Origin of the sequence: Paracoccus pantotrophus, assembly GCF_008824185.1 — a bacterium.
GTDB classification, from domain to species: domain Bacteria; phylum Pseudomonadota; class Alphaproteobacteria; order Rhodobacterales; family Rhodobacteraceae; genus Paracoccus; species Paracoccus pantotrophus.
This window is the reverse complement of the sequence record NZ_CP044425.1, coordinates 510,825-535,332: the sequence shown is the minus strand read 5'-3', so window position 1 is coordinate 535,332 and position 24,508 is coordinate 510,825. Positions and strand designations below refer to the sequence as shown.

Below are 24,508 nucleotides of genomic sequence, written 5' to 3'. Positions count from 1 at the left end.
TAAAAAAGGCCCCGATCCGCTGGACCGGGGCCTTGAAGTGCCGTCGGGCGCGATGTGCGCCCCGCCGGCGGAGGGAACTATTGCGCCGCGGCGCGGGCGGCTTTCGCGGCCCGCACGGCCTCGGCGATCTCGGCATTGGTGGGGTTTCGCCGCAGCGTCAGCCCGCCATTGACCTGAAGGTTCTCGCCGGTCAGGAAACAGGCATCGGTGCAAAGCCAGGTGATCGCCTCGGCCGTGTCCTCCAGCGTGCCCACGCGGCCCAGCGGGTATTCCCGCGCGAATGCACCGACCACCGCATCATTCCTTGCCGCGCGCCCGGTCATGGGCGAGGCGGTAAAGCCCGGCGAGACCGAATTGGCCCGGATGCCGCGCGTGCCGAACTCGTTGGCGATGCAGCGGATGACGTGGTCCATGCCGGCCTTGGTGCCCATATAGGCGGCGTGGTCGTCCATCATGATCCGCGCCGTGGCCGACGACACCTGCACGATCGACCCGCCGTCGGCCATGCGCCGCAGCATGGACTGGAAGAACTCGAACGGGCCGATGAATTGCAGCCGCGTCATTCGCTCAAGCTCGTCGCGGGTGGTGTCGAGAAACGGCACCAAGAGCCCCCAGCCGGTGCAGTTCACGGCGATGTCGATGCCGCCCATCCGCGCCAGGGCCGCCTCGGCCAGGGCCTCGTTATCCTCGGTCCGGGTGATGTCGGCGGTGACGGCATGGCCGCCGATCTCGGCCGCCAGTTCCGCCAGCACGTCCTGGTGGCGGCCGGCGACGGTGACTTGCGCGCGCTCGGCGGCAAAGCGGCGGGCCAGCACCTGGCCCAGATTGCCCTTGCCGGCGGCACCGATGATGACGGCGCGCTTTCCCTCGAGTCTAGGCATTCGCTCTCCCCTGATTTGCGATGGCTGTTTCGCGATTGCGGACCAGATTCAGGAAACGGTCCAGATCGCCCGCGAATTGCGAGTTGTTGTCGCCGACGACCATGTGCCCGGCATCCTCGACATGCCAGACCAGCGCCCGAGGCGCGCTGCGGCGAAAGGCGGCCTCGGCCTCGTCCGTGACCAGGTTGCTGTCCAGCCCGCGCAGCAGCAGGACCGGGCAGGCGATGTTGCGCAGGTCGCGATCCAGCCGCTGCGCCAGATCCGGCGTCAGCCGCCCGTGGCGCCGGCCGCGCACGAAGGCCGGATCCCAATGCCAGACCAGCCGGCCGTCGTCGCGCCTGCGCAGATAGCGTGCCAGCCCCGTGGCCTGGCCGGCCGGGCGCGGCGCCTGCTTGCGATAGGCCGAGACGGCGCGCGATGCCTCGTCCAGGTCGGCGAAACCCTGGTCCAGGTGGCTGCCCATGAAGCCCAGCACCTCGGCCACGCCGGTCTTGTCCACCTGCGGCACCACGTCGACCAGCACCAGCGCGCGGAACAGTTCGGGCGCATAGCGGCCGACCGCGGCCAGCGCCGCGTTTCCGCCCAGCGAGGCGCCGACGTGATGGATGCCGCCGCCCAATTGCCGCGCGACCTCGGCAATATCGCGGCCATAGCGTTCCAGGCCGTAGTCGCCGGCCGGATCCCAGTCGCTGGCGCCATGCCCGCGCAGGTCCAGCGCCACGGTGCGCCAGCCCTTTTCCGCCTGCGCTTGCGCGACGCCGCGCCAGGAATAGCGGGTCTGCCCGCCGCCATGGGCCAGCAGGATCGTCGGTCCCGTGCCATAGCTTTCCGCCTCCAGCCGCAGCCCGTCCGAGGTGCGGAATTCGAGGATCTCGGGCTTGGTCATGGCATGGTCTCCGGCAGGTCGCGGTCGAGCCAGGCGATGCCGCGCCGGATCAGCTGGTGGAATACCGGCAGGATCCAGGCGCCGCGCTCGACGAAGGGATAAGTCTCGGTCAGGGGCTGCATGTCATAGCGCCCCCTGGCATGGCCGGGGGTCAGATACAGAACCCCGCCCTGGCCGCGCGGGCGCAGGTAAAAGCTCTGGTGCTGTCCCTTGGGCCAGTCGCGGGTCTGAAACAGCGCCGTCTCGCCCTGGAATTCCGAGGCCAGCAGGACCAGGTTCCCCTCGGCATGGCGCTGGAGATAATGCTCGTCCTCCAGGAAGAATGCCTCGACCCCTTCGGTCAGCGCATGGGCCTCGACCGGGCGGATGCGATAGCGGCCGGGCACGGGATGGGCCAGGAACTGGCTGCCCAGCAGGTCGAACAGCAGCGGCTCCATCGCCGGGGTCAGCACCTTGCCGTCGGGCCGGATCCGGATCGCCGAGTTCGTGCCGTGCAGCGCGAACCAGCGCCCGCCGCGCCCGACCCAGTCGGCCAGCGCCGCGGTCTGCGCCGCATCGGGCAAAAGTGCGGCGGTATAGGTGATCAGCGCATCGCAACGCTCCAGCGCGGCCAGGTCGGAATAATCGTGGCGCAGATCGACGCGCAGATGCTCGCGCCGGGCCAGATGCGCCAGCAGTTCCAGCCGGACGAAGTCGAAATCGTGGTAAAGCCCGCCGACCACCAGCAGAACCCGGCGCATGGGGCGCATCGCCTAAGCCCCCCGCCGATAGACCATGTCGGTCGAGACAAAGGAAAATACCGTCTCGCCGTCCTGGTTGGTCAGCGCGTGGCGCAGCGTCGCCAGCCCCACCGCGGGCCGCGAGGCCGAGGGGCGCAGCGCCTCGATGCGGGAATGTGCCACGATCCGGTCGCCCGGCCGCACCGCGCGCGACCAGCGCACATCGTCCCAGGCGACGCCGCAGACCCAGGCGATGTCGCCATTCACCTCGTGATCCAGGATGCGCCACAGGCAGGCAGTGTAAAGCCCGCTGGCGATCACGCCGCCGAACAGCGACTGATCCGCGGTTTCCGGGTCCATGTGGAAGAATTGCGGGTCGTAGCGGGTGGCGAACGCGATCATCGGCTGTTCTTCCACCAGCATCTCGCGCGAGCGGGTTTCCTCGCCCAGGGCCAGGTCTTCCCAGCGGCGGGGCGGTTTCGCGTCACGATCCGACATAGGATTCCAGCACGTGATGGAAATGGCGGATGCGCAATTCCTGATCGCCGATCCATAGCCCGCCGAAACTGTCCGAGTTCATCCCCGCCTGCACCCCCGGCAGGTTGTAGGCGTCCTGGTCCAGCACCAGGCCCAGCGATTTCTCGCCATGCCTGAACTGTTCGTGGCGCGGCTTTTTCGGGCGCGGCTCGTCCTTCTTCAGCAGTTTGAAGATGAACAGGTCGAAGAACATCTTGTTGGGATCGGTCGGATGCGGGCGCTGGCGGAACAGCATCAGATCGTCGGCATGGGTGTTCAGCGTCAGGTTCGGGAAGATGTTGTAGTGGTAATCATCCGTCAGCTGGTCGTCGTTCAGGTCGCTGTAATCCAGCCCCATCTCGGGGCCGTGCTTGCGCTTGAAGGCCTGCAGCGCCTTGCGCACCTCGGTCACGCGGCCGTCGAAATCAGCCGGGTTCATCCCCGCCTCTTTCATCGCGTGCTTGATGAGATGCGGGATCTCGGTGGTTTCCTCGACCCGGTGCGAGATGGTCGAGAAGGGCACCAGATAGCGGTTGTGCCGGCCGTAGCAGTCGATCTGGACGTCCTTGTCCTCGATGAAATACAGCAGTTCCGGGTGGATGCCCTGCACATGGTAGGATTCGTTGAAGGCATCGACCGAGGTCTTCCAGTTGCAATCCCATTCCACGGTCAGGTCCGTCACCTTGACCATGCGCTCGAAGTGATAGGGCTCCAGATGCTCGGGCAGGGGCGCAAGATAGTCCAGCAGCGGCTCGGCCTCGGGGTTCATCGAGAACCAGACGAAGCTGTTCCAGCTGTCGCATTTCACCTCGCGCAGGCCCTTGCAGGGCGGCGCGCCCTGCGGGAAGGTTTCGAGGTCGGGGATGTTCTCGAAGGCGCCGTCCAGCCCGTATTCCCAGAAGTGATACTGGCATTTGAAGCTGGTCGCGTTGCCCTCGCCGACCATGATGCGGTTCCCGCGGTGCAGGCAGACATTGTAGAAGCCGCGCACCGACATGTCCTTTTGCCGGACCAGGATGATCTCTTCCTTGCCGATGGTGGTGACGTGATAGTCGCCGGGATTCGGGATGTCGTCCGTCCGACAGCCCAAGAGCCAGACCTTGGTCCACATGCGCTCCCATTCCAGGCGCATGTATTCGGCCGAGGTATAGCGTTCCTTGGGGATCATCGCCGTCCCGAAATCGGGCTTCGCGGCCGGGGCGGCCGGCGTACGGGTGAAATCGGTCGGCTTGATGCGTTCGATGGCCATGAAAGGAACCTTCCTGAGATTCAAAACGGGACGCGCTTGGAAAAGCCGCCGTCCACCAGCAGATGCGATCCGTTGCACCAGGACGCGGCCGGGCTTGCCAGGAACACGGCCGAGCGCGCGATCTCCTCGGCGGTGCCCATGCGCCGGGTGGGCTGCTGGCGGACGGCGTTGTCATAGATGCGCGACCGCGCGACGCGGATCATTTCCCAGTTCGAGCCCTTGAACATGGTCGGGCCGGGCGACAGGCAGTTGACCCGGATGCCCTCGGGGGCAAGCTGCTGGGAAAGCTGCTTGGACCAGGTGACGAGCGCCGCCTTGATGGCGTTATAGGCCATGGGCGCGACGAAGGTTTCGGAGGCGGCCATGGTCGCCAGGATCAGGATCGAGGGGCTTTGCGACCGGCGCAGGGCGGGCAGCGCCTCCTCGACGCCGCGGACGGCGGACATCAGGTCGATCTCGAAATTGCGGTACCAGTAGCGCTCTTCGTCCGTGCCGCCGCCGGCGGACAGCGAGGCGATGAAGATGTCGAGCCCGTCCAGGGCCTCGATCGAGTTCCGCATCCAGTTGCGCACGGCCTCGCCGTCGCGCCCCTGGACGGTTTCGCCATGAAAGCGGACCCCGGCGTCATCCATCTGCCGGCGCAGCGATTCGATGCGCTCGGGCGCGCGGCCGCAGGTGGCAAGGGCGCAGCCTTCCTCGGCCAGGACATGCACGATGGCATTGCCGATTCCCCGCGTTCCCCCGGTCACCGCCGCCTTCAGGCCCCTCAACCGCAGATCCATCGTGCTCTCCGCTGACATTCTTTGCTTGCTGGCAGAATATTACACGCCCGCAAGAGAAAAACAATAACAATACTTTTCTTGTATAATGAATCATTGTTATTGTATATTCAGCCAAGCGGAGTTGCTTGGCATCAGCCTTAGGCAGAGGAACCATGACCCTACAGACAGACATGCAAGAACTCGACATAGGCGCCACGGATGCGGCGGGCGGCCAGGGCCGGATCGACTGCCGGGGCGTTCTTTCGGGCATCCGGGTGCTGGACCTGACGCGGGTCGTGGCCGGACCGTTGGCGGCGCAGACCCTGGCCGACCTGGGCGCCGATGTCATCAAGGTCGAGCGCGTGGGCGATGGCGACGACCTGCGCAGCCTGGGCCCGCCCTGGGTCGAGGGCCGGCCCGGCGCGCCCGAGCAATCGACCTATTTCCAGATGGTCAACCGCAACAAGCGTTCGATCGGGCTGGACTTCTCGCGTCCGCAAGGGGCCGAGCTTCTGCGCCGGCTTGCCGCCGAATCGGATGTTTTCATCGAGAACTTCCGCACCGGAACCCTGGCGCGATATGGGCTGGGCTATGAGGATCTGCGCAAGATCAATCCGCGGCTGATCTATTGCTCGATCACCGGTTTCGGGCAGACCGGGCCCTATAACGACCGCTCGGGCTACGATTACCTGGTGCAGGCCATGGGCGGGCAGATGGCCGTCACCGGCCAGCCCGAGGCGGATGGCGGCATCCCGACCCGCGTGGGCGTGCCCATCGCCGACATCACCGCCGGCAACAATGCCGCCATCGCCATCCTAGCGGCCTTGCTGCATCGCCAGAACGGCGGGCAGGGTCAGCATATCGACATCGCGCTGTTCGACAGCCAGGTGGCGCTGCTGATGAACAATATCGGCTCGTGGCTGAACGCGCGCGCGCCGCTGCCGCGCACCGGCAACGAACATCCGACCGCGGTGCCGAACGGCGTCTTCGAATGCGCGGACGGCTTCGTCCTGATCGCGACCTTCAACGACCGCGAGTTCGCCCGGCTGGCCGGCGCATTGGGCCACCCGGAATGGGCCGAGGATCCGCGCTTCCTGCGCTCGCGCGACCGGCTGGAGAACCGCGTGGCGCTGACGGCCGAGATGAACGCCGTGCTGTCCACCAACCTGCGCGCGCATTGGATGGAGAGGATCCTGGCCGCCAAGGTCTCTTGCGGGCCGATCAACGAGATGCCCGACATCGAAGAGGATCCCCAGCTTCAGGCGCGCGGCATGTTCGTGACCATGGAGCATCCCGTCACCGGCACCGTGCGCCTGGTCGGCAGCCCGCTGCGGCTGTCCGAGACGCCGGTGATCTATCGCTCGGCCCCGCCGCTTGCCGGCGAGCATAGCGACGAGGTGCTGCGGCAATGCCTCTCGCTTTCCGTCGAGGAGTTGGAGAAGCTGCGCGACGAAGCGATCATCTGAGGGGCCGGGCATGGCAGCATCATCCACAGCGTCTTTGGGCCCCGAGGCCGAATATTTGCAAGCCCTGCGCGACGGCCGTTTCTGCTATCAGCGCACGGCCGAGGGGCGGGCGGTCTTTCCGCCCCGCCTGGCCGCGCCCGGCGACGGGGCGGTGCTGGAATGGGCGCAATCCTCGGGCCGGGGCCGGGTCCATGCCGTGACCGAGCAGCCGCAAAAGCCGCCCGCGCCCAGCCGCATCATCGCCATCGTCGAGATGGACGAGGGTTTCCGCCTGCTGTCGCGGATCGAGGCCGGGGCGCCGGTCAGGATCGGCCAGCGCCTGCGCGCGGTGATCGCCGGCGAAAGCGATCCGCCGCATGTCTTCTTCGTGTTGCAAGGGGAACAGGATGAAGGATAAGGCCTTTCCGCGCGCCGCCTGCGCCATCGCCGGCGCCGCCACCTTCGGCATCGGCCTGTGCGAGGGCCACAGCGCGCTCGAGATGACCGCCAGGGCCGGGCTTCTGGCGCTTGAGGATGCGGGCCTCGGCCTTGCCGATGTGGACGGGCTTTTCACCTGCCTGCCCGAGGATCTGCTGGGCGGGCTGGCGGTGGCGGAATACCTGGGCGTCAAGGCCCGGTTCGTGGACAACAACCGCACCGGCGGCTCGTCCTTTCTGAACCATCTGATGACGGCCTGCTTCATGATCTCGGCCGGATACATGGACACGGCGCTGATCTGCTATGGCTCGAACCAGCGGTCGGCGGCGGGGCGGCTGGTCTCGGCCCTGCGCGGCTCGGTCTACGAGGCGCCGCATGGCGCGCGCATGCCCATCGGCGGCTATGCGCTGGCCGCCAGCCGCCACATGCACGATTATGGCACCACCAGAAAGCAGCTGGGCGCGGTGGCGCTGGCCGCGCGTGCCTGGGCGCGGCTGAACCCCGAGGCATTCCGGCGCGAGCCGCTGGACATGCAGGAATACCTGGCCGCGCGCATGGTTTCCTCGCCGCTGGGGGCCTTGGACTGCTGCCTGGTCACGGACGGGGCGGCGGCGGTGGTCGTGACCGCGCTGGACCGTGCCTGCGACCTGCGCAAGAAGCCGGTGGCGGTGCTGGGCGCCGGGGCCGAGACCACGCACAAGGAAATCGCCGCCATGCCCGACCTTTGCGTCACCGGCGCCAAGCTGTCGGGCCGGCGCGCCTATGCCGCGGCGGGCTACGGTCCCGCCGACATGGACATGGTGCAGCTCTACGACGCCTTTACCATCAACACGATCCTGTTCCTCGAAGACCTTGGCTTTTGCCCCAAGGGCGAGGGCGGGCGCTTCGTCCAGGACGGGGCCATTGCGCCGGGCGGTGCCCTGCCGGTCAACACCAATGGCGGGGGGCTCTCTTGCGTACATCCGGGCATGTATGGGCTGTTCACGCTGGTCGAGGCCGTGCGCCAGATCCGCGGCGAGGCGGGCGAGCGCCAGCTGGCGGCGGCCGATCTTGCGCTGTGCCATGGCAATGGCGGGGTGCTGTCCTCGCAGACCAGCGTCATCCTGGGCAGCATGGATACGGTCTGAACCCTTGGCCCCGGCGCAAGGACAAGGCCCGCCGGCATGGCGGGCCTTGGTGTTTCAGAAGGTGAACTTCACCACACCTTGCAGGCGGGTATTGTCGAAGCTCGCCCCGTCGAATTGCTCGCGCTCGACATAGGCCGCCTCGGCCGCCAGCATCACGGATTTCGTCGCGAAATAGCGATAGGTCACGTGGGTCGAGTTGATTTCCCTGGTATGGCTGCCCAGGGCGCCGGCAAAATCGTCGAATCGCTGGAAGCCATGCGCCAGCGACAGGTCGCTTTTCTGGCCCAGCTTCTGGGTGATGCCCAGCTTCACGCCCTTGGCCTTGACCGGGTCGCCCGCCGCATCGACGTCAAAGGCGTATTTGCCCGCTGCCCCCACTTCCAGCCCCGAGAAGCCGGCATTGTTCAGCAGGGTCGAGATGCCCTTGCCGCCGACATATTGCGCATGCAGCTTGCCGCCCTGCCAGGCCTCGTAATCGGCGCCGATGGCATAGCCGAAGCCGGTGACGTCGCCGAAGCTGCTGGTTTCCAGCCCGCGCGAGATCGCGCCCATGCCGATCTTCAGCGGCCCGTTGGCATAGCCCGCGAAACCGGACACGGCGACGCGCGAGGCGGTGCCGGGCGCGTAATCCTCTTCCAGCGCGACGGCGAAGCGCCACTGGTCGTTGGGCCGGAAGGTATAGCGGACCTGCGGCGTGCGGTAATAGCTGCCGCCCGCCAGGCCGTTGAAGTCCTGCACCGCGGCGGGGCCGCCTTCGGCCGGCACCCAGTTGGTCCAGGTCTGGCCCGCCAGCAGCGGCCCGACCTCGCCATAGGCGTGGCGCAGGCGGAAATTGCCGCCGCTGCCGAAGAAGTCCCCTTCGAGCGTAAGCTTCACCTCGCCGATATCGGTGTCGATGCTGGCGCGCAGGCCCAGCCGGCTTTCATAGGCATGGGCGTTCGAGCCCGAACCCTCCAGCGGGCTGCCGGCCGTCACCCCGGCCATGGCCCCGGTGGTCGCGCCCAGATCGTAGTCGTTGTCCGTGATGAGGTCGAGTTTCGTATACCCGTAAAACGTCAGTTTTACACCCGGCGCCAGGGTCAGCTGGCCGCTTTCGGCCTGGCGGTTCTCCAGCGCGGAGATGCGCGCCTCCAGAGCCGTCAGATCCTGCGCGGCCGCCGCGCCTGTCCCTCCGATCAGGACTGCCGCGGCCATCTGGCCGACAGAGCCGATTTTTTCCTTGATTTTCATTCCATTCCTCCCAAACCGTCCTTGCCTGGACATGGCGGTGTCGTCGATCCGCTGGAACGGTCACGCCCGGATTGCGGGCGGTGCCCCTGTGTCGAATCCCCTCATTGCGCATACAAATATTCATATTGCGCATACTGAACCTGACAAAAATGTGTTCAGCGAGCAAGGATTATTTGCGGGATGAATCAGAATTATTAGCGTTATTTCAATTGGTTGTGCGATATGGAAACGACGGGGCAGGCCGCGTTTCCACGCAGCCTGCGTCAAGCTCCGGGGTCCGGTTTCGGGCCCTTCAGCTCATCTCGATGGCCAGGGCGATGCCCTGTCCGCCGCCGATGCACATCGTCACCAGGCCGCGACGCCCGCCGATGCGCTTGAGTTCGTTGATCGCCTTGACCAGCAGGATGCTGCCCGTGGCGCCGACCGGATGGCCCAGGGCGATGGCGCCGCCGTTGGGATTGACGCGGGCCGGGTCCAGATCCAGCGTCCGCGTCACCGCAACCGCCTGGGCAGCAAAGGCTTCGTTCGATTCGATCACGTCGAAATCCGCGGCCTTCAGCCCGGTGCGCTCAAGCAATTGCCGGACCGCCGGGACCGGGCCGATGCCCATCACCTCGGGCCGCACCCCGGCGATCGCATGGTCCAGGATGCGCGCGATCGGCGTCAGGCCCAGCCTTTCGGCCGCATCCGCGCGGGCCAGGACCAGGGCCGCCGCGCCGTCGTTGATGCCCGAGGCATTGCCGGCGGTGACCGAGCCGTCCTTGCGAAACACCGGCTTCAGCTGCTCCAGCGCGGCCAGCGAGGTTTCCTTGGGGTGTTCGTCGCGGTCGAACAGCTCCACCCCGCGCCGGCTCTGCAACTCGACCGGCACGATCTGGTCGCGGAAATGGCCCGCGGCGATGGCCCGTGCCGCGCGCTGCTGGCTTTCCAGTGCGAAAGCGTCCTGGTCGGCACGCGAGACACCATGTTCGGCGGCGACATTCTCGGCGGTGATGCCCATGTGCCCGGTGCCGAAAGGGCAGCTCAGCGTGCCGACCAGCATGTCCACCATCGCCGCATCGCCCATTTTCTGCCCAAAGCGCGCCGCCTGCACGGCATAGGGCGCGCGCGACATGCATTCCGCGCCGCCGGCCAGCGCGAAATCCGCCTCGCCCTGGCGCAGGGCCAGCGCGGCCGAGACCACCGCCTGCACACCCGAGCCGCAAAGCCGGTTCACGTTCATCGCCGGCGTGGTGTCGGGCACGCCCGCACCCATGGCGGCAAGGCGGGACAGGTACATGTCCCTGGGCTCGGTATTGATGACGTGGCCGAAAACGGTCGTGCCGATCCGGGCTGGCTCGATGCCGGCGCGCTCGATGGCGGCGCGGGCGGCGATAACGCCCAGCTCGTGTGGCGCAAGCCCCGAAAGCGATCCGCCGAAGCCGCCGATGGCGGTCCGAGCCCCGGACAGGATGACGATGTCGTTCATGGATGATCCCTTGTTGCGATCCTTCCGCAGCGATGCGGCAGGGCCTGCCGAAAATTGTGTACGTATCAGCTATCATAAGAATACATAATTTCAATAGAAAATATTATGATCCTATAGTGCCCGTGCCGCTGCCAGCATGGCGTCGCGCCTAAAATTGTATTTTTATGATTGTTTATTGTATATATATCTTGCCCAGCCCCGGCGTCCATGGCAATCAGGGCGCGGCAGGAGTGACTTTCCAGCCCGTCGACCATTGCGGGCTTTTGCAAGGAGTTGCGATGACCGAACCTCTTCGACTGCATCTTGACGCCGCGCTGGGGCGTATCGTCTTCGACCGGCCCCAGGCGCTCAATGCCATCGACCAGGCCACCGCGCGCGCCTTCGAGGCCGCCGTCGCCCAGGCCCTGGACGCAGGGGTGCGGGTGCTGACGCTTTCGGGCAATGGCCGGGCCTTCATGGCGGGGGGTGATCTTGCTGCCTTCCGCCGGGCCGAGGACCGCGCCGCCGAGGCCGAGGCGATCATCGGCCCGATGAACCGAGCCCTGGCGCGGCTGGCCGAATCGGATGCGCTGACCGTCGCGCTCCTGCACGGGCCGGTCGCGGGGGCGGGCCTCTCGCTGGCCCTGGCGGCCGATCTTGCGCTGGCCGCCGAATCGGCGGTGCTGAGCTTTGCCTATCTGGGGGTCGGCGCGCCGGCGGATTGCGGCATCACCTGGGCCTTGCCGCGCATCGTCGGGCTGCGCCGCGCCGCCTGGATCGCCTTGGAAGGCAGCGCCGTGCCGGCCGTGCAGGCGCTGGACTGGGGCCTGGTGAACCGCATCGTCCCCGACGCGGCGTTGCAAGACGAGGGCACAAGGCTTGCCGCGCGTCTTGCCGGGCTTGCCCCCGGCGCTTCGGGCGCGCTCAAGCATCTGCTGCGCGACGGTTTCGGGCGGGATTACGCCGCGACGCTGGAGGCCGAGAAGCAGGCTTTCAAGACCTGTGCCGCAACCGCGGATTTCGCCGAGGCGCTTGCTGCCTTTTTCGAGAAACGGCCGGCCCGGTTCACCGGCAACTGAGGGGGAAACAGACATGACCAAGATGATGGCCAGCCAGGCGTTCTGGGCCGGGTTGCCGCGCGACATCGCCTGCGTCGCGGTGATCGGCGCCGGGGCGATGGGGGGTGGCATTGCCGCGCAATTCGCCAATGCCGGGCTGAAGGTCATATTGCTGGACATGCCGGGGCCTGAGGGCGATGCGCCAGACGCCCCCGCCCAGGCGGGACTGGCCCGGCAGGTCAGGATCCAGGGCTTCATGGGCCCGACCGGTCCGGGGCGCGTCGTCACCGGCAATACCGTCCGCGACCTGCCGCTTCTGGCCGAGGCCGACTGGATCGTCGAGGCGGTGATCGAGCGGCTGGACGTCAAGCGCGACCTTTACGCGCGCATCGACGTGCTGCGCAAACCGGGGTCGATCGTGTCCTCCAACACCTCGACCCTGCTGCATTCGCAACTGGTCGAGGGCATGTCCGACGCCTTCCGCCGCGACTTCCTGATCACGCATTTCTTCAACCCGCCGCGGCTGATGCCGCTGCTCGAGATCGTCTCGACCCCGGAAACCGATCCGGCGCTGCTGCAGCGGGCGCGGCAGGCGGCCCGGCAGGTGCTGGGCAAGACCGTCATCGACTGCCGCGACACGCCCGGCTTCGTGGCCAATCGCATCGGCTGCTTCTGGATGGCCGCGGCCGCGCTGCTGGCGCGCGAACACGGCCTGACCGTGGAAGAGGCCGATGCGGTGCATCAGGCCATGGGCATGCCGCGCACCGGCGTCTTCGGGCTGTTCGACCTGATCGGCATCGACCTGGTGCCGCAGGTCTGGCGCAGCCTGGTCGACGGGCTGCCGGCGACGGACCGCTTCCATCGCTATGACATCGCCGCCGATCCGCTGTTCCGCACGCTGGCCGATCAGGGCCGCTTCGGCCGCAAGTCGGGCGGCGGCTTCTTTCGCAAGACCGAGGCGGGGCTCGAGGCCAGCGACCTTGCCTCCGGTGCCTGGCGCCCCACCGTGCCCGTCGCGCCGGACGACCTGCCGGGCGGCGGCAAGGATCTGGCGGCGCTGCTGGCCGATCCGGGCCGGCATGGCGGCTATGCCCGCGCCGTGCTGGGCGAGGTGGTGGCCTATGCCGCCGATCACGCCCCCCGGATCGCCGCCGACCCGTCGGATGTCGATGCCGGCATGCGGCTGGGTTACGCTTGGCGGCAGGGCCCCTTCCTGCTGGCCGACAGGTGGGGGCTTGGCCGGGTGGCGGCGCATCTGCACGCGGCCGGCCTGCCCATCCCGGCCCTGCTGACCCAGGCGACCGAGAAGGGCGGCTTCTATCGCGACGGGCATTTTCTTGCCGCACCCGTCGCGGGCGCGGGGCGCGAGGTGCCGCTGACGGCCGCCGGGCTGCGGGCGCAGGGCAGGACCATCCTCGGCAACGGTTCGGCCTCGCTGCTGGATACCGGCGACGGCCTCGGCCTGTTGCAGGTCCACACCAAGATGAACAGCCTGCACCCCGAGGTGCTGGACGTGATCGAGGAGACGCTGCCCCTGCTGGGCAAGCGGCTGCGGGGGCTGGTGATCGGCAATGACGATCCGCGCGCCTTTTCGGCAGGGGCCGACCTGCGCTTCATCCTGTCGCTGATCAAGGGCGGGCGCCGCGCCGAGCTGGAGGCCTTCATCGACCGCGGCCAGCGCCTGTTCCTGGGCCTGCGCCACGCGCCGGTGCCGGTCGTCGCCGCGGTCCACGGCTTTGCGCTTGGCGGTGGCTGCGAGCTGGCGCTGCATGCCGACCGCATCCTCGCCCATGCCGAGGCGCATATGGGCCTGCCCGAGGTTCTGGTCGGCCTGATCCCGGCCTGGGGCGGCTGCACCAGCCTGCTGGCGCGCGGATTGCAGGCCGGGTTGGCCCCCGACGATGCGGCGCACCGGGCGGCGGCGACGATCTTCTCGGCATCGCAATCCGGCTCGGCGGAACAGGCGCTGGCGGCGGGCATCCTGCTGCCGCAGGACCGGCTGGTGATGAACCGCGACCTGCTGCTGGCCAGCGCGCATCGGATGGCGCTTCAGCTGGCCCAGGGCTACGCCCCGCCCACAAGGCAGGTGCTGACGTTGCCGCAGGGCCTGGACCTGTCCGATCTTGCCGCCGAGGGCTCGGATTACGACCGCCAGATGCTGCGGGGCCTGGCGCGCGTGCTGGGCGGCGGCGGCAGCCGCAGCGAGGCCGAGAACATGGCGGTCGAGCGGCAGGTGCTGTTCGACCTGATCGACCGGCCCGAGACGCGGGCGCGGATGGAACACATGCTCGGGACCGGCAAGCCGCTGCGGAACTGACCCGCCACGGGCAATGCGAAGGAAGGAAAGGAAATGACACCATGAAGATCCTCGTGCCAGTGAAGCGGGTGATCGACTACAACGTGAAGGCGCGGGTTCGCGCGGATGGCACGGGTGTCGATCTGGCGAATGTGAAGATGTCGATGAACCCGTTCGACGAGATCGCGGTGGAGGAGGCGATCCGGCTGAAGGAAGCCGGCCAGGCCGAGGAGGTGATCGCGGTCTCGATCGGCGTGAAGCAGGCGGCCGAGACGCTGCGCACCGCGCTGGCGATGGGCGCCGACCGGGCGATCCTGGTGGTGGCCGCGGACGACGTGCAGCAGGACATCGAGCCGCTGGCGGTGGCGAAGATCCTGGCCAAGGTCGCCGAAGCCGAGGGCACCGAGCTCGTCATCGCCGGCAAGCAGGCCATCGACAACGACATGAACGCCACCGGCCAGATGCTGGCGGCGATCCTGGGCTGGGCGCAGGCCACCTTCGCCTCGAAAGTCGAGATCGAGGGCGGCAAGGCCAAGGTGACGCGCGAGGTCGACGGCGGCCTCCAGACCATCGCGGTGGCGCTGCCGGCGGTGGTCACCGCCGACCTGCGGCTGAACGAGCCGCGCTATGCGAGCCTGCCGAACATCATGAAGGCCAAGAAGAAGCCCTTGGAGGAAAAGACCGCCGGTGATTACGGCGTCGACGTCGCGCCGCGTCTCGAGGTGGTCTCGGTGCGCGAGCCCGAGGGCCGCAAGGCCGGCATCAAGGTCGGCTCGGTGGACGAGCTGCTGGGCAAGCTGAAAGAAGCGGGGGTGATCTGATGGCTGTTCTGCTGCTTGGGGAAGTGACGAACGGGGTGCTGAACCGCGATGCGACGGCGAAGGCGGTGCAGGCGGTCAAGGCGCTTGGCGAGGTGACGGTGCTCTGCGCCGGTGCCTCGGCGAAAGCGGCCGCCGAGGAGGCCGCGACGATCGCCGGCGTCGCCAGGGTGCTGGTGGCGGAAGCGCCGCTCTACGGCCACCGCCTGGCCGAGCCGACCGCGGCGCTGATCCTGGGCCTGGCCGGCGATTACGACCACATCGCCGCGCCGGCGACCACGGACGCCAAGAACGTCATGCCGCGGGTTGCGGCGCTTCTCGACGTGATGGTGCTGTCGGACGTCTCGGCCATCCTCGACGCGAACACGTTCGAGCGGCCGATCTATGCCGGCAACGCCATCCAGGTGGTGCGCTCGAAGGACGCGAAGAAGGTCTTCACCATCCGCACCGCCAGCTTCGACGCGGCGGGGATCGGCGGCAACGCCCCGGTCACCGAGGCCGCGCTGGCCGCCGATCCCGGCCTGTCCTCCTGGGTGGCCGACGAGGTGGCCGAGAGCGACCGTCCCGAGCTGACCTCGGCGAAACGCGTGGTCTCGGGCGGCCGCGGCCTCGGCTCGAAGGAGAGCTTCGCGATCATCGAAGAGCTGGCCGACAAGCTCGGCGCCGCGGTGGGCGCCTCCCGCGCGGCGGTGGACAGCGGCTATGCCCCGAACGACTGGCAGGTCGGCCAGACCGGCAAGGTGGTCGCCCCCGAGCTCTATGTCGCGGTGGGCATCTCGGGCGCGATCCAGCACCTGGCGGGGATGAAGGACAGCAAGGTGATCGTGGCGATCAACAAGGACGAGGAGGCGCCGATCTTCCAGATCGCCGATTACGGCCTGGTGGGCGACCTGTTCTCCGTGGTGCCCGAACTCACCGGCAAGCTCTGAGCGCTTTCACCGTTTCCGCAAATACCCCGGGGGGAGCGCCCCCGCGGCCCCGTCGAGGGGTGTCAAAAGGTTTGGGACTCGGCGATTTTTCGGGTGTGTAAAATCAATTGGTTACAGGGACGCGTATCAAAAGGTTTGAGCTTTTCGGCTCGAAACCTGCCATTTTCCCGAAATGTCAGAAATTCTGGCGACGAAAAATCAATACGTTAGCTGAAAATGTGTGCGCTGACCAAGATCGTCGGCTGAACTGGGTATCCCTTCCTCTACGGCCATGCGAGACCAAGATTCGCAGCTCCGCTTAAAGTAGCCTCGGGGACGGGCAGGATGAGTGCTCTGCAACTCTATCTGCCGCATAAAGTCAGACATCGCCGTAGCCGCGACCTCATGGATTTCATCACCCATGATCCTGCCTTGCTCCGCGTCAATGGCATGTTGGGGGTCGCCCTTAACTGCAGCGAGAATCTTAACGAGAAGGTACACCACCGTAGATTGGCAAAAATCGCGTCGTCCTCTCACCCGAACTCGCCTGTCTCTGCCGGGTCACTCCTTCCGACCAGCCAGTCAATTGAGACGTCGACCTGACCTTCGCGATTCCGAAGAATGCGCGTGCAAAGATCGCTGAACGGGTCTTTGCCAGCCTCTCGTGCGGAGTCGATGACAGGCCGGAATTCAAGGGCGCCCACGCAAGTCATGCGCCCGGTGCCGCCCCGGCCGCGATATGGTACCCATCCCATTCTCGGTTATAGCAGTAGTCTATCGTCGTGAGATCGACCGTTACAACCGCGAAACTGGCCGCAAAGGCCAAGGCGCGGCGGGCCGGTCCTATGAACAGATTTTCCGCGCCGGCCTTGCCAATCGTATCATTCGCAAGCCCACCGATACGCAGCTTTACTATGCCTACACGCCCGCCTCGGTGGACCGTTGGGGGCGTGTCCAGATCGATACCTGGACCTATGGCGGGCCGGAGACCCAGCAGGACATGCTGGCGTGGCACGGCAAGGGGCAGATCCTGATCGGCCGCGATCCCGACAACTTCGATGCGCCGGCAGGCGGTCGAGCAGGTCGAAGCGTCGCCCGGTCCAGTCGAAGACATTGCCGCCAAAGATCATTGGCGGCACCCTCCGCCCGGTCCGCAGCAAGGTGCTGCTGCCGGACGATCTGGCCGCGATCCTGCCCATTGCCGCCCCGGCCGGCCGGGGTCGACCGAGGGGTGGACCGGCGAGCGCGACGTGACACGCCTGCCGCCGAACAGGCGCAACATCGGGCTGGTGCTCCAGTTCCATGCGCTGTTTGCGCATATGACGGTCCGCGAGAACCTCGCCCCTGGCCGGCACCGCAAGGACGAGCCCGGCAGGCCCCTGGAGGACCGGGTGCATGCCGCGCAGGAGTGGCGTTGGTCGGCGATGCGGCGCGCGGTCAGTCCAGCGTCCGGCGGAACCGCAGCAGGGCCAGCGCGCCCAGCACCGCCACCATGACCGCCAGCGCCGCGAATTGCGGCGCGACATCGGCGAAGCCCGCGCCCTTCAGCATGACGGCACGCACCAGACGCAGCAGATGCGTCACCGGCAGCACCTCGCCCAGGGCCTGCGCCCAGCCCGGCATGCCCCGGAACGGGAACATGAAGCCCGACAGCAGCACCGAGGGCAGGAAGATGAAGATCGCGATCTGCATCGCCTGCATCTGCGTGCGCGCCGCGGTCGAGATCAGATAGCCCAGCAGCACCAGCGCCAGCACAAAGACCATCACCCCGGCCAGCAGCAGCCCCAGCGAGCCCGCGAAAGGCACGTCGAAGATCGCCCAGGCCGCGCCCAGGATGACCAGAACCTGCACCGCGCCGACGGCCAGGAACGGGGTGATCTTGCCCAGCATGATCTCGGCCGGGGTGGCGGGCATGGCCAGCAGGTTCTCCATGGTGCCGCGTTCGATCTCGCGGGTCAGGGCCATGGCGGTCATCATCACCATGGTCATCTGCAGGATCACCCCCAGCAGGCCGGGGACGATGTTGTATTGCGTGACGGCCTCGGGGTTGTAGCGGCGATGCACGACGATTTCCGGTGCGCCCTGTGCAGGCTCGGCCGGGCGGTCGCGGCGAAAGGCGCTGTCCGCAAGGCGCGGCAGCGCGGCGATGGCGCCGCTGGTCGCCGAGGGGTCCGAGCCGTCCGCCTCGACCAGGATCTGCGGCCGGTCGCCCTGCTGCATGCGCCGGCCGAAATCGGCGGGCACCGTCACGACAAAGGCAACCTCGCCCCGGGTGATCAGCTGCTCGGCTTCCCCGGCCGTCGCCGCGGGATGGGTGATGCGGTAATAGCCGCTGTTCTCCAGTGCCGCGGCAAAGCTGCGGCCGAAGCGGTCCTGCACCGGCGCGACCAGCGCCGTGGGCATGTCCCGCGGGTCGCTGTTGATCGCATAGCCGAACAGCAAAAGCTGCATGATCGGCACCCCCAGCATCATGGCGAAGGTCAGCCGGTCGCGGCGCATCTGGATGAATTCCTTGCGCAGCAGCGCCCGCAGCCGTGTCGGGGAAAAGCTCATCGCATGTTGTCCTCGGAGAGCTCCATCAGCCGGATGAACACGTCCTCGAGGCTGGTCTCGGCCGGCCGGCCCGTCACGCCCTCGGCGGCCAGCGCGGCTTCGAGCTGCGCGCGGTCGGTGCCGGTCACGTGCAGCGCGGTGCCGAAGGGCTCGACCTGCCCGACGCCCGGTGCCCGGCGCAGGCGCTCGGCCAGTTCGCCCGGCCGCGCCGATTGCACGGTCAGCGTCACCAGCCGCGCGCCTGCGATCACCTCGGCCACGGTGCCCGAGACCACCAGCCGGCCATAGGCGATGTAATTGATGCGGTGGCAACGCTCGGCCTCGTCCATGTAATGGGTCGAGACCAGCACGGTCATGCCGCCCAATGCGCGGGCGTGGATCTCGTCCCAGAACTGGCGGCGGGCCTTGGGATCGACGCCGGCGGTCGGCTCGTCCAGCAGCAGAAGCCGCGGCTGGTGCATGATGCAGGCGGCCAGCGCCAGCCGCTGCTTCCAGCCGCCCGAGAGGCTGCCGGCCAGCTGGGTCCGGCGCGAGGTCAGGCCCAGATCCTCCAGCGTGTCGCGCACCGCCTGTCGCGGCAGGTGGTAGAGCCCGGCGACGAAGGCCAGGTTCTCCTCGATGGACAGATCCTCGTAGAAGGAGAATTTCTGAGTCATGTAGCCGACCTGCCGCCGGATCGCGCGCTGCTGGCGGCGCAGGTCCAGGCCCAGCACGCTGCCGCTGCCCGCGTCGGGCGTCAGCAAGCCGCAGATCATGCGGATGCAGGTGGTCTTGCCCGAGCCGTTCGGGCCCAGGAAGCCGGCGATCTCGCCCTCGGCCACTTGCAGCGCGACCTCATCGACCACCCGCCTGCCGCCGAAGGATTTCGTCAGCCCGGTCACGTCGATGGCGGTGGCTTGGGTCATGGCGCCTTCCAGACCTCGACGATCTGGCCGGGCTTCAGCGGGCTGCCGGGCTCGGGGCGGGCCTCGACCAGATAGACCAGCTTCTGCCGCGTGTCGCGGGCATAGATGACCGGCGGGGTGAACTCGGCCTCGTCGGCGATGAAGGAGACCGTGGCGCCGGCCGGCGCGCAGCCGTCGCAGCCGACCGTCAGCCTGGTTCCCAGGGCAAGCGCGGCCAGGTCGGCCTCGGCGACATAGAAGCGCAGCGTGACCGCGCCGTCCGGCAGATAGGTCAGGACCGGCGCCGAGGGGCCGGCGATCTCGCCCTCATGCCGCAGGATGTCGGTCACGGTGCCGGGCGTGGGGGCGGTCAGCCGGCGCTGCTGGAGCTGCCATTCCATCGCCTGCCGGTCGGCCTCGGCCTGGGCCAGGGCGGCGCGGGCGGCGGCGATGGCATCGGGGCGGGCGGGCAGGCGGGCGACGGCCAGCCGCGCCTCGGCCTCGCGCACCGCCGCCTCGGCCATCTCGGCGGCGGCGCGGGCGTCTTCCAGTTGCGCGGGCGCGCTGACGCGCTGCGCCAGCAGCCGCTCCTGCCGCGCCGCCTCGCGCGCCGCATGCTCGGCATGGGCGCGGGCCGAGGCCAGCGTCGCCTCGATGGCGGCGATTTCGGGGGCGCGGCCGCCTTTCTCCAGGTCGGCCAGGGTGCTGGCGGCGCGGGCATGGGCGGCCTCGGCCGCGGCCAGCGCCAGCGCGGCGTCGCGGCTCTCCAGCGTCGCCACGGGTTGCCCGGCCTCGACCCGGTCGCCGCGCTGCACCGCCAGCGCCTCGACCCGTGCCGTCGCCAGGGGGGCGATCTGGACATATTCGCCCTCGGCATAGCCGGTGCCCAGCGGCGGCGGCGGGCCGCAATGGGAAAACAGCGCGGCCAGAAAGCCCAGAGAACACAGGAAATCAGCCATCCCCGTCCCCGATCATCCGGTCCAGGTTGGCCAGCATCCGGCGCGTGATCGCCCGCGCCTCGGCCCGCCCGTAATGCCGCCAGCCCATGCGGCGCTGGACGATGGGCGCGGCGACGCGGAAATAGACCGCCTGGCCGACCAGGGAAAACACGGCCAGCTTCACCTCCTCGGCCTCTGCCGGCGCGCCGGTGGCGGCGGACCAGAGCGCGCAAAGCGCCCGGTGGCGCGGCTCGATCAGCGTCGCATAGAGCCGGTCCAGCACCGGGCTGTCCGGCTCGGCCAGCTCGCGCAGCACGAAGGCCACCGCGTCGCTGGCTCCGGGGCTGACGATCATGAAGGTGACGATCCGGCGCACCAGCCGCCGCAGCAGCAGCCGGGCGTGGCGCGGGTCCGGCCGGTCCTGCAAGCCGGGCAGGGGCCGGGCGACCTGCGCCACCCGTTCGGCCACCGCATCGGCGCAGGCGATGCGCAGCCCGTCCTTGCCGCCGAAGTGATAGGCGATCGAGGAGATGTTGGTCCCAGCCTGCGCGGCGATGGTCCGCGTCGATGCGGCCTCGAACCCGCCGCGGCCGAATTGCCGTATCGCGGCCTGGATCAGGGAAATGCGGGTCGGGTGCGCGTCCATGCCGATCCTGCCAGAGGTCAATCAATCAATCGATTGATACAGGATTTTCGGCTTGGAGTCGAGTCCGCAGGGGCGCGGGGCGGGGCCTCCGCCCGCCGCACCGGGCGGGTGATGGGATGCGGCCCGCGCGCAGGTCAGCCCCGCGCGACGGCCTCGCGCACCAAGGCGCCGCGATGGCGGATCACCACGCGGCTGAGATCATGTGCCCGGCGGATGGCGGCGGGGATGTCGGCGCCGTCCAGCCGCGCGGCCAGGTAGCCGGCATTGAAGCTGTCCCCGGCCGAGGTGGTGTCCACCGGCACCTCGCGCGGCAGGCCCTCGACCAGCCCCGCGCCCTCGCGCCCGCCATAGCGGATGGCGTCGCCGCCCGCCTTGACCACGACCTGCCCGGCCCCGCGCGCCAGATAGCGCGCCACCGTCGCCTGCGGATCGGCATCGCCGAAAAAGCCGCGCTCGTCGTCGAAGCTGGGCAGCACCAGGTCGGCGACGGCCGCCGCCGCCTCGATCTCGCGGCACATGGTCGGAATGTCCGGCCAGAGCCGGGGCCGCAGGTTGGGGTCGAAGACGACCTGCGTGCCTGCGTCGCGGGCGCCCTTCAGCGCCCCGATCAGCGCGGCGCGGCCGGCCGGGGGCAGGATGCCCAGGGTGATGCCCGAGAAATAGGCGATGCCCGCGCCCGCCAGTGCCGCGGCCAGCGCGGCCGGATCGTCGGCCAGCCCCCTGGCCGCCGAGGTGTCGCGCCAATAGCTGAAGCTGCGCTCGCCATCCTTCAGCGAGATGGCATAGAGCGCGATCTCGCGCTGCGGGTCGCGGGTGACATGGGTCGCGTCGATCCCCTCGGCGGCCAGGAAATCGACCATCTGCTGCGAGAACTCGCCCAGGCCCACGCGGCTGCAATAGGCGACGCGCCAGTCGGCCGACAGCAGGCGGCGCAGATACCAGGCGGTGTTCAGCGTGTCGCCGGCGATGCCCAGCCGCCACAGCCCGTCCTGGCCCGAGGGCGACAGCTCGACCATCGCTTCGCCGATGGAAAGGATGGGCTTGCCGGTCATGATGCCAACTCCGTCGCCATGGCCGCGCGCAAGCCGTCGCGGCGGATATGGCTGACGGTCCGGCGCACCGCCTGGGTGAAACCGGCATCGCCGACCAGCGATGGCGGTGCCAGACCCGGCAGCGCCAGGACCGAGCGCACCAGCGCCGCGTCGTCCTCGCCCGCCTTGCGGGCCAGCTCCAGCAGCGCCGCGCCGCGCGGATCGTCCGGGGCCTGCTGCTGCGTGGTCAGCCAGGCCAGCCAGGTCGCGGTGGCGAAGGCGAAGGGGCGGGCGTCGTTGCCGGCTTGCAGCGCCTCGGCCGCGGGGGCGAACCAGCGCTGCGGCAGTTTTTCGGTGCCGTCCATGGCGATCTGCCGGGTCTGGTGGGCGATGGCGGGGTTGGCAAAGCGTGCCAGCAGCGCCGCGGCATAGGCCTCGGGGTCGAGTCCGGCGCCCCGCGGCAGGGTCGCGCCTGCTGCCCGCATGTGGCGGCGGACCAGCGCCACCAGCGACGGATCGGCCATGGCGTCGCGGACATGGGGCAGGTCCAGCATCTGCCCGGCATAGGCGATCAGGGAATGGCTGCCGTTCAGCATGCGCAGCTTCATCGCCTCATGCGGGCGCACGTCCTGGACGAACAGCGCGCCGCCGGCCTCCCATACCGGGCGGCCCTGCGGGAAATGGTCCTCGATCACCCATTGGCTGAAGGGCTCGGTCTCGACCGCGGCCAGGTCGCGATACCCGGTCAGCGCCTCGGCATCGGCCAGGGTGCGTTCGGTCGTAGCCGGGGTGATGCGGTCCACCATGGTCGCCGGAAAGGCGACATGATCGGCGATCCAGCCGGCCAGACCGGGGTCGCGGCGGCGGGCAAAGCCCAGCACCCCGGCGCGCAGCAAGGCGCCGTTGTCGGGCAGGTTGTCGCAGCTGAGCACCGTGAAGGGCGCGACCCCGGCCTCGCGCCGCGCCGCCAGGGCCGCGATGATGATGCCCAGCACACCCTGCGGCGCCTGCGGCTGCGCCAGGTCGGCGGCCACCGCCGGATGGGCCGGATCGGCATCCATGGCGGCGCGGTCGATGCCGTAAGCCTTTTCCGAGACGGTCAGCGACAGGATGCGGATCGCCGGATCGCAGGCGGCGCGCAGGATCGCCGCTGCGTCGCCGCCGATGGCCGGGCCATGCGCGCCGATCACCCGCGCCCGGTCGCTGTCCGAACGCTCCAGCACGGTGAAAAGCCCGTCCTGCGCGTTCAGCGCCTCCGGGATCTCGCGGCTGCGCAGGTTGGCGCCGAGGATGCGCCAGTCGCCGCCCTCGGCCGCCAGCGCATCGTCGGTATGGACCGCCTGATGCGCGCGGTGAAAGGCACCCAGCCCCAGATGCAGGATGCCCATGCCATGCGCCGCGCGGTCATAGCGCGGCCGCGCGACGCCGGGCGGCAGGTCGGTCAGCCTGATCAGCGGCGCGCTCATGTCCGTGCCCCGTGGCTCAGCGCCAGTTCCACGCCGCGCAGCTCGGCCAGGCCCTTGAGCCGGCCGATGGCGGGATAGCCGGGCTGGCCGCCGCGGCCGATATCGTCCAGGATGTCCTGGCCGTGATCGGGGCGCATCGGGATCACGGCATCGGCGCGGCCGGCCTCGCGGCGGCGGGCTTCCTCGCGCAGCACCGCGGCGACCAGCGCCACCATGTCGGTCTGGCCGCCCAGATGCTCGTCCTCGAAGAACGAGCCGCGGATCGCGTCGCTGTCGCGGCGCACATTGCGCAGGTGCAGGAAATGCACCCGGTCGCCCAGCCGCTCCATCATGCCCGGCAGGTCGTTGTCCGGCCGCGCCCCCAGCGAGCCCGAGCAAAGCGTGATGCCGTTCGCCGGCAGATCCACGGCGGCCATGCGCTCGGCGTAATCCGCCTCGGTGGACATGACGCGCGGCAGGCCCAGCAGACCGAAGGGCGGGTCGTCGGGATGGCAGCAGAGCCGCACCCCGATTTCTTGCGCGACGGGGACGACCTGTTCCAGGAAGTCGTGGAAATGCCGGCGCAGCACCGCGTCGGTGACGGGGGCATAGCTGTCCAGCAGCGCCCGCACGTCCTGCAGGGTGAAATGCTCGGCCGCGCCGGGCAGGCCGAAGACCACGTTGCCGGCCAGCTCTTCGCGCCGGGCCTCGTCCATCTGGGCGAAGCGGCGGGCGGCCTCGTCGCGCACCTCCTCGGGGAAATCCTCGGCCGCGCCCTTGCGCTGCAGGATATGGATGTCGAAGGCGGCGAAATCGGTGAAGTCGAAGCGCATGCAGCGCGCGCCGTTCGGGCGCCGCCAGGCCAGGTCGGTGCGGGTCCAGTCCAGCACCGGCATGAAATTGTAGCAGATGACCTCGATCCCGGCGTCCTTCAGGTTGCGCATCGAGGTGATCCAGTTCTCGACATGCGCCCGCCAGTCGCCGGTCTGGGTCTTGATCGCCTCGCTGACCGGCAGGCTTTCGACCACCTCCCATTTCAGGCCCGAGGGCGCGCCGTCCGCCATCAGCGCCAGCTCGGCCTGCCGGCGGGCGATTTCCCCGGGGGACCAGACGGTTCCGGTCGGGACGTGGTGCAGGGCGGTCACAACGCCCTGCACCCCCGCCTGCAGCATGTCGTCGATCGAGACCCGATCCTTGGGGCCGAACCAGCGCCAGGTATGTCGCATTTCACG

22 protein-coding genes are annotated in these 24,508 nt (G+C 68.7%); 7 read left to right on the top strand and 15 right to left on the bottom strand.

The window, feature by feature from the left end; all coding sequences use genetic code 11:
* Window positions 1-77 precede the first annotated feature (77 nt).
* The 6 genes from ESD82_RS10420 to ESD82_RS10395 are packed head-to-tail and all read right to left on the bottom strand — an operon-like array spanning window position 78 to window position 5,033.
* Entirely contained in the window at window positions 78-881 is an 804-nt protein-coding gene (locus tag ESD82_RS10420) for an SDR family NAD(P)-dependent oxidoreductase (protein ID WP_074990683.1), read from the bottom strand.
* On the bottom strand, window positions 874-1,767 hold the full coding sequence (locus ESD82_RS10415) for an alpha/beta fold hydrolase (protein ID WP_147429410.1): 894 nt from the start codon (window positions 1,765-1,767) through the stop codon (window positions 874-876). The genes ESD82_RS10420 and ESD82_RS10415 overlap by 8 nt, the downstream gene beginning before the upstream one ends.
* Window positions 1,764-2,507: a ThuA domain-containing protein gene (locus ESD82_RS10410; protein ID WP_074990687.1), complete on the bottom strand. Its 744-nt coding sequence runs from the start codon at window positions 2,505-2,507 to the stop codon at window positions 1,764-1,766. The genes ESD82_RS10415 and ESD82_RS10410 overlap by 4 nt, the downstream gene beginning before the upstream one ends.
* A 12-nt stretch (window positions 2,508-2,519) precedes the next feature.
* A complete protein-coding gene (locus ESD82_RS10405) occupies window positions 2,520-2,984 on the bottom strand; it encodes a MaoC/PaaZ C-terminal domain-containing protein (RefSeq protein ID WP_147429411.1) in 465 nt (154 codons plus the stop codon).
* Window positions 2,971-4,251, bottom strand: coding sequence for an aromatic ring-hydroxylating oxygenase subunit alpha (locus ESD82_RS10400; protein ID WP_177209331.1), 1,281 nt, complete (start codon window positions 4,249-4,251; stop codon window positions 2,971-2,973). Before ESD82_RS10400 ends, ESD82_RS10405 begins: the two co-directional genes overlap by 14 nt.
* 20 nt (window positions 4,252-4,271) lie before the next feature.
* Window positions 4,272-5,033, bottom strand: a complete 762-nt coding sequence (locus ESD82_RS10395; protein ID WP_024844853.1) for an SDR family NAD(P)-dependent oxidoreductase — start codon at window positions 5,031-5,033, stop codon at window positions 4,272-4,274.
* 152 nt (window positions 5,034-5,185) lie between these two features.
* Between ESD82_RS10395 and ESD82_RS10390 the strand changes: the two genes are divergently transcribed.
* Genes ESD82_RS10390 through ESD82_RS10380 form a run of 3 tightly spaced genes read left to right on the top strand, consistent with a single transcriptional unit; the run spans window position 5,186 to window position 8,022 of the window.
* Window positions 5,186-6,478 (top strand): CaiB/BaiF CoA transferase family protein, encoded by a 1,293-nt coding sequence (locus tag ESD82_RS10390; protein WP_231486801.1) that lies wholly within the window; start codon window positions 5,186-5,188, stop codon window positions 6,476-6,478.
* 10 nt (window positions 6,479-6,488) lie between these two features.
* Window positions 6,489-6,875 (top strand): Zn-ribbon domain-containing OB-fold protein, encoded by a 387-nt coding sequence (locus ESD82_RS10385; protein WP_147429412.1) that lies wholly within the window; start codon window positions 6,489-6,491, stop codon window positions 6,873-6,875.
* Window positions 6,865-8,022, top strand: a complete 1,158-nt coding sequence (locus ESD82_RS10380) for an acetyl-CoA acetyltransferase (protein WP_147429413.1) — start codon at window positions 6,865-6,867, stop codon at window positions 8,020-8,022. The genes ESD82_RS10385 and ESD82_RS10380 overlap by 11 nt, the downstream gene beginning before the upstream one ends.
* A gap of 54 nt (window positions 8,023-8,076) precedes the next feature.
* Here ESD82_RS10380 and ESD82_RS10375 read toward each other — a convergent pair whose 3' ends face one another.
* Complete coding sequence (locus ESD82_RS10375; RefSeq protein ID WP_147429414.1) at window positions 8,077-9,252, bottom strand: DcaP family trimeric outer membrane transporter; 1,176 nt, start codon at window positions 9,250-9,252, stop codon at window positions 8,077-8,079.
* Window positions 9,253-9,544: 292 nt separating this feature from the next.
* Window positions 9,545-10,720, bottom strand: a complete 1,176-nt coding sequence (gene bktB / locus ESD82_RS10370; protein ID WP_147429415.1) for a beta-ketothiolase BktB — start codon at window positions 10,718-10,720, stop codon at window positions 9,545-9,547.
* A 278-nt stretch (window positions 10,721-10,998) separates the two neighbouring features.
* Here bktB and ESD82_RS10365 point away from each other — a divergent pair, with 278 nt between their 5' ends.
* The 4 genes from ESD82_RS10365 to ESD82_RS10350 are packed head-to-tail and all read left to right on the top strand — an operon-like array spanning window position 10,999 to window position 15,800.
* Window positions 10,999-11,778, top strand: a complete 780-nt coding sequence (locus ESD82_RS10365; RefSeq protein WP_147429416.1) for an enoyl-CoA hydratase/isomerase family protein — start codon at window positions 10,999-11,001, stop codon at window positions 11,776-11,778.
* Between the two features lie 13 nt (window positions 11,779-11,791).
* Window positions 11,792-14,074 (top strand): 3-hydroxyacyl-CoA dehydrogenase/enoyl-CoA hydratase family protein, encoded by a 2,283-nt coding sequence (locus ESD82_RS10360; RefSeq protein ID WP_211331236.1) that lies wholly within the window; start codon window positions 11,792-11,794, stop codon window positions 14,072-14,074.
* A gap of 41 nt (window positions 14,075-14,115) precedes the next feature.
* A complete protein-coding gene (locus ESD82_RS10355; protein WP_147429417.1) occupies window positions 14,116-14,874 on the top strand; it encodes an electron transfer flavoprotein subunit beta/FixA family protein in 759 nt (252 codons plus the stop codon).
* Window positions 14,874-15,800 carry an electron transfer flavoprotein subunit alpha/FixB family protein gene (locus ESD82_RS10350; RefSeq protein ID WP_147428687.1) on the top strand — a complete coding sequence of 309 codons (927 nt, stop codon included), beginning with the start codon at window positions 14,874-14,876 and terminating at the stop codon, window positions 15,798-15,800. Before ESD82_RS10355 ends, ESD82_RS10350 begins: the two co-directional genes overlap by 1 nt.
* A 1,416-nt stretch (window positions 15,801-17,216) precedes the next feature.
* On the opposite strand, the gene ESD82_RS10340 is transcribed toward ESD82_RS10350, so the two are convergent.
* From ESD82_RS10340 to uxuA, 7 genes are all read right to left on the bottom strand, one after another.
* Complete coding sequence (locus ESD82_RS10340) at window positions 17,217-18,332, bottom strand: ABC transporter permease (protein ID WP_147429418.1); 1,116 nt, start codon at window positions 18,330-18,332, stop codon at window positions 17,217-17,219.
* The gene (locus tag ESD82_RS10335; RefSeq protein ID WP_147429419.1) at window positions 18,329-19,237 is read right to left on the bottom strand and encodes an ABC transporter ATP-binding protein; all 909 of its coding nucleotides are present in this window, start codon (window positions 19,235-19,237) and stop codon (window positions 18,329-18,331) included. The genes ESD82_RS10340 and ESD82_RS10335 overlap by 4 nt, the downstream gene beginning before the upstream one ends.
* On the bottom strand, window positions 19,234-20,175 hold the full coding sequence (locus ESD82_RS10330; RefSeq protein ID WP_147429420.1) for an HlyD family secretion protein: 942 nt from the start codon (window positions 20,173-20,175) through the stop codon (window positions 19,234-19,236). The genes ESD82_RS10335 and ESD82_RS10330 overlap by 4 nt, the downstream gene beginning before the upstream one ends.
* Complete coding sequence (locus ESD82_RS10325) at window positions 20,168-20,800, bottom strand: CerR family C-terminal domain-containing protein (protein ID WP_074990613.1); 633 nt, start codon at window positions 20,798-20,800, stop codon at window positions 20,168-20,170. The genes ESD82_RS10330 and ESD82_RS10325 overlap by 8 nt, the downstream gene beginning before the upstream one ends.
* A gap of 134 nt (window positions 20,801-20,934) precedes the next feature.
* On the bottom strand, window positions 20,935-21,852 hold the full coding sequence (locus tag ESD82_RS10320) for a sugar kinase (protein ID WP_147429421.1): 918 nt from the start codon (window positions 21,850-21,852) through the stop codon (window positions 20,935-20,937).
* Entirely contained in the window at window positions 21,849-23,297 is a 1,449-nt protein-coding gene (locus ESD82_RS10315) for a mannitol dehydrogenase family protein (protein WP_147429422.1), read from the bottom strand. The genes ESD82_RS10320 and ESD82_RS10315 overlap by 4 nt, the downstream gene beginning before the upstream one ends.
* Window positions 23,294-24,502: a mannonate dehydratase gene (gene uxuA, locus ESD82_RS10310; protein WP_147429423.1), complete on the bottom strand. Its 1,209-nt coding sequence runs from the start codon at window positions 24,500-24,502 to the stop codon at window positions 23,294-23,296. The genes ESD82_RS10315 and uxuA overlap by 4 nt, the downstream gene beginning before the upstream one ends.
* Window positions 24,503-24,508: the final 6 nt, after the last annotated feature.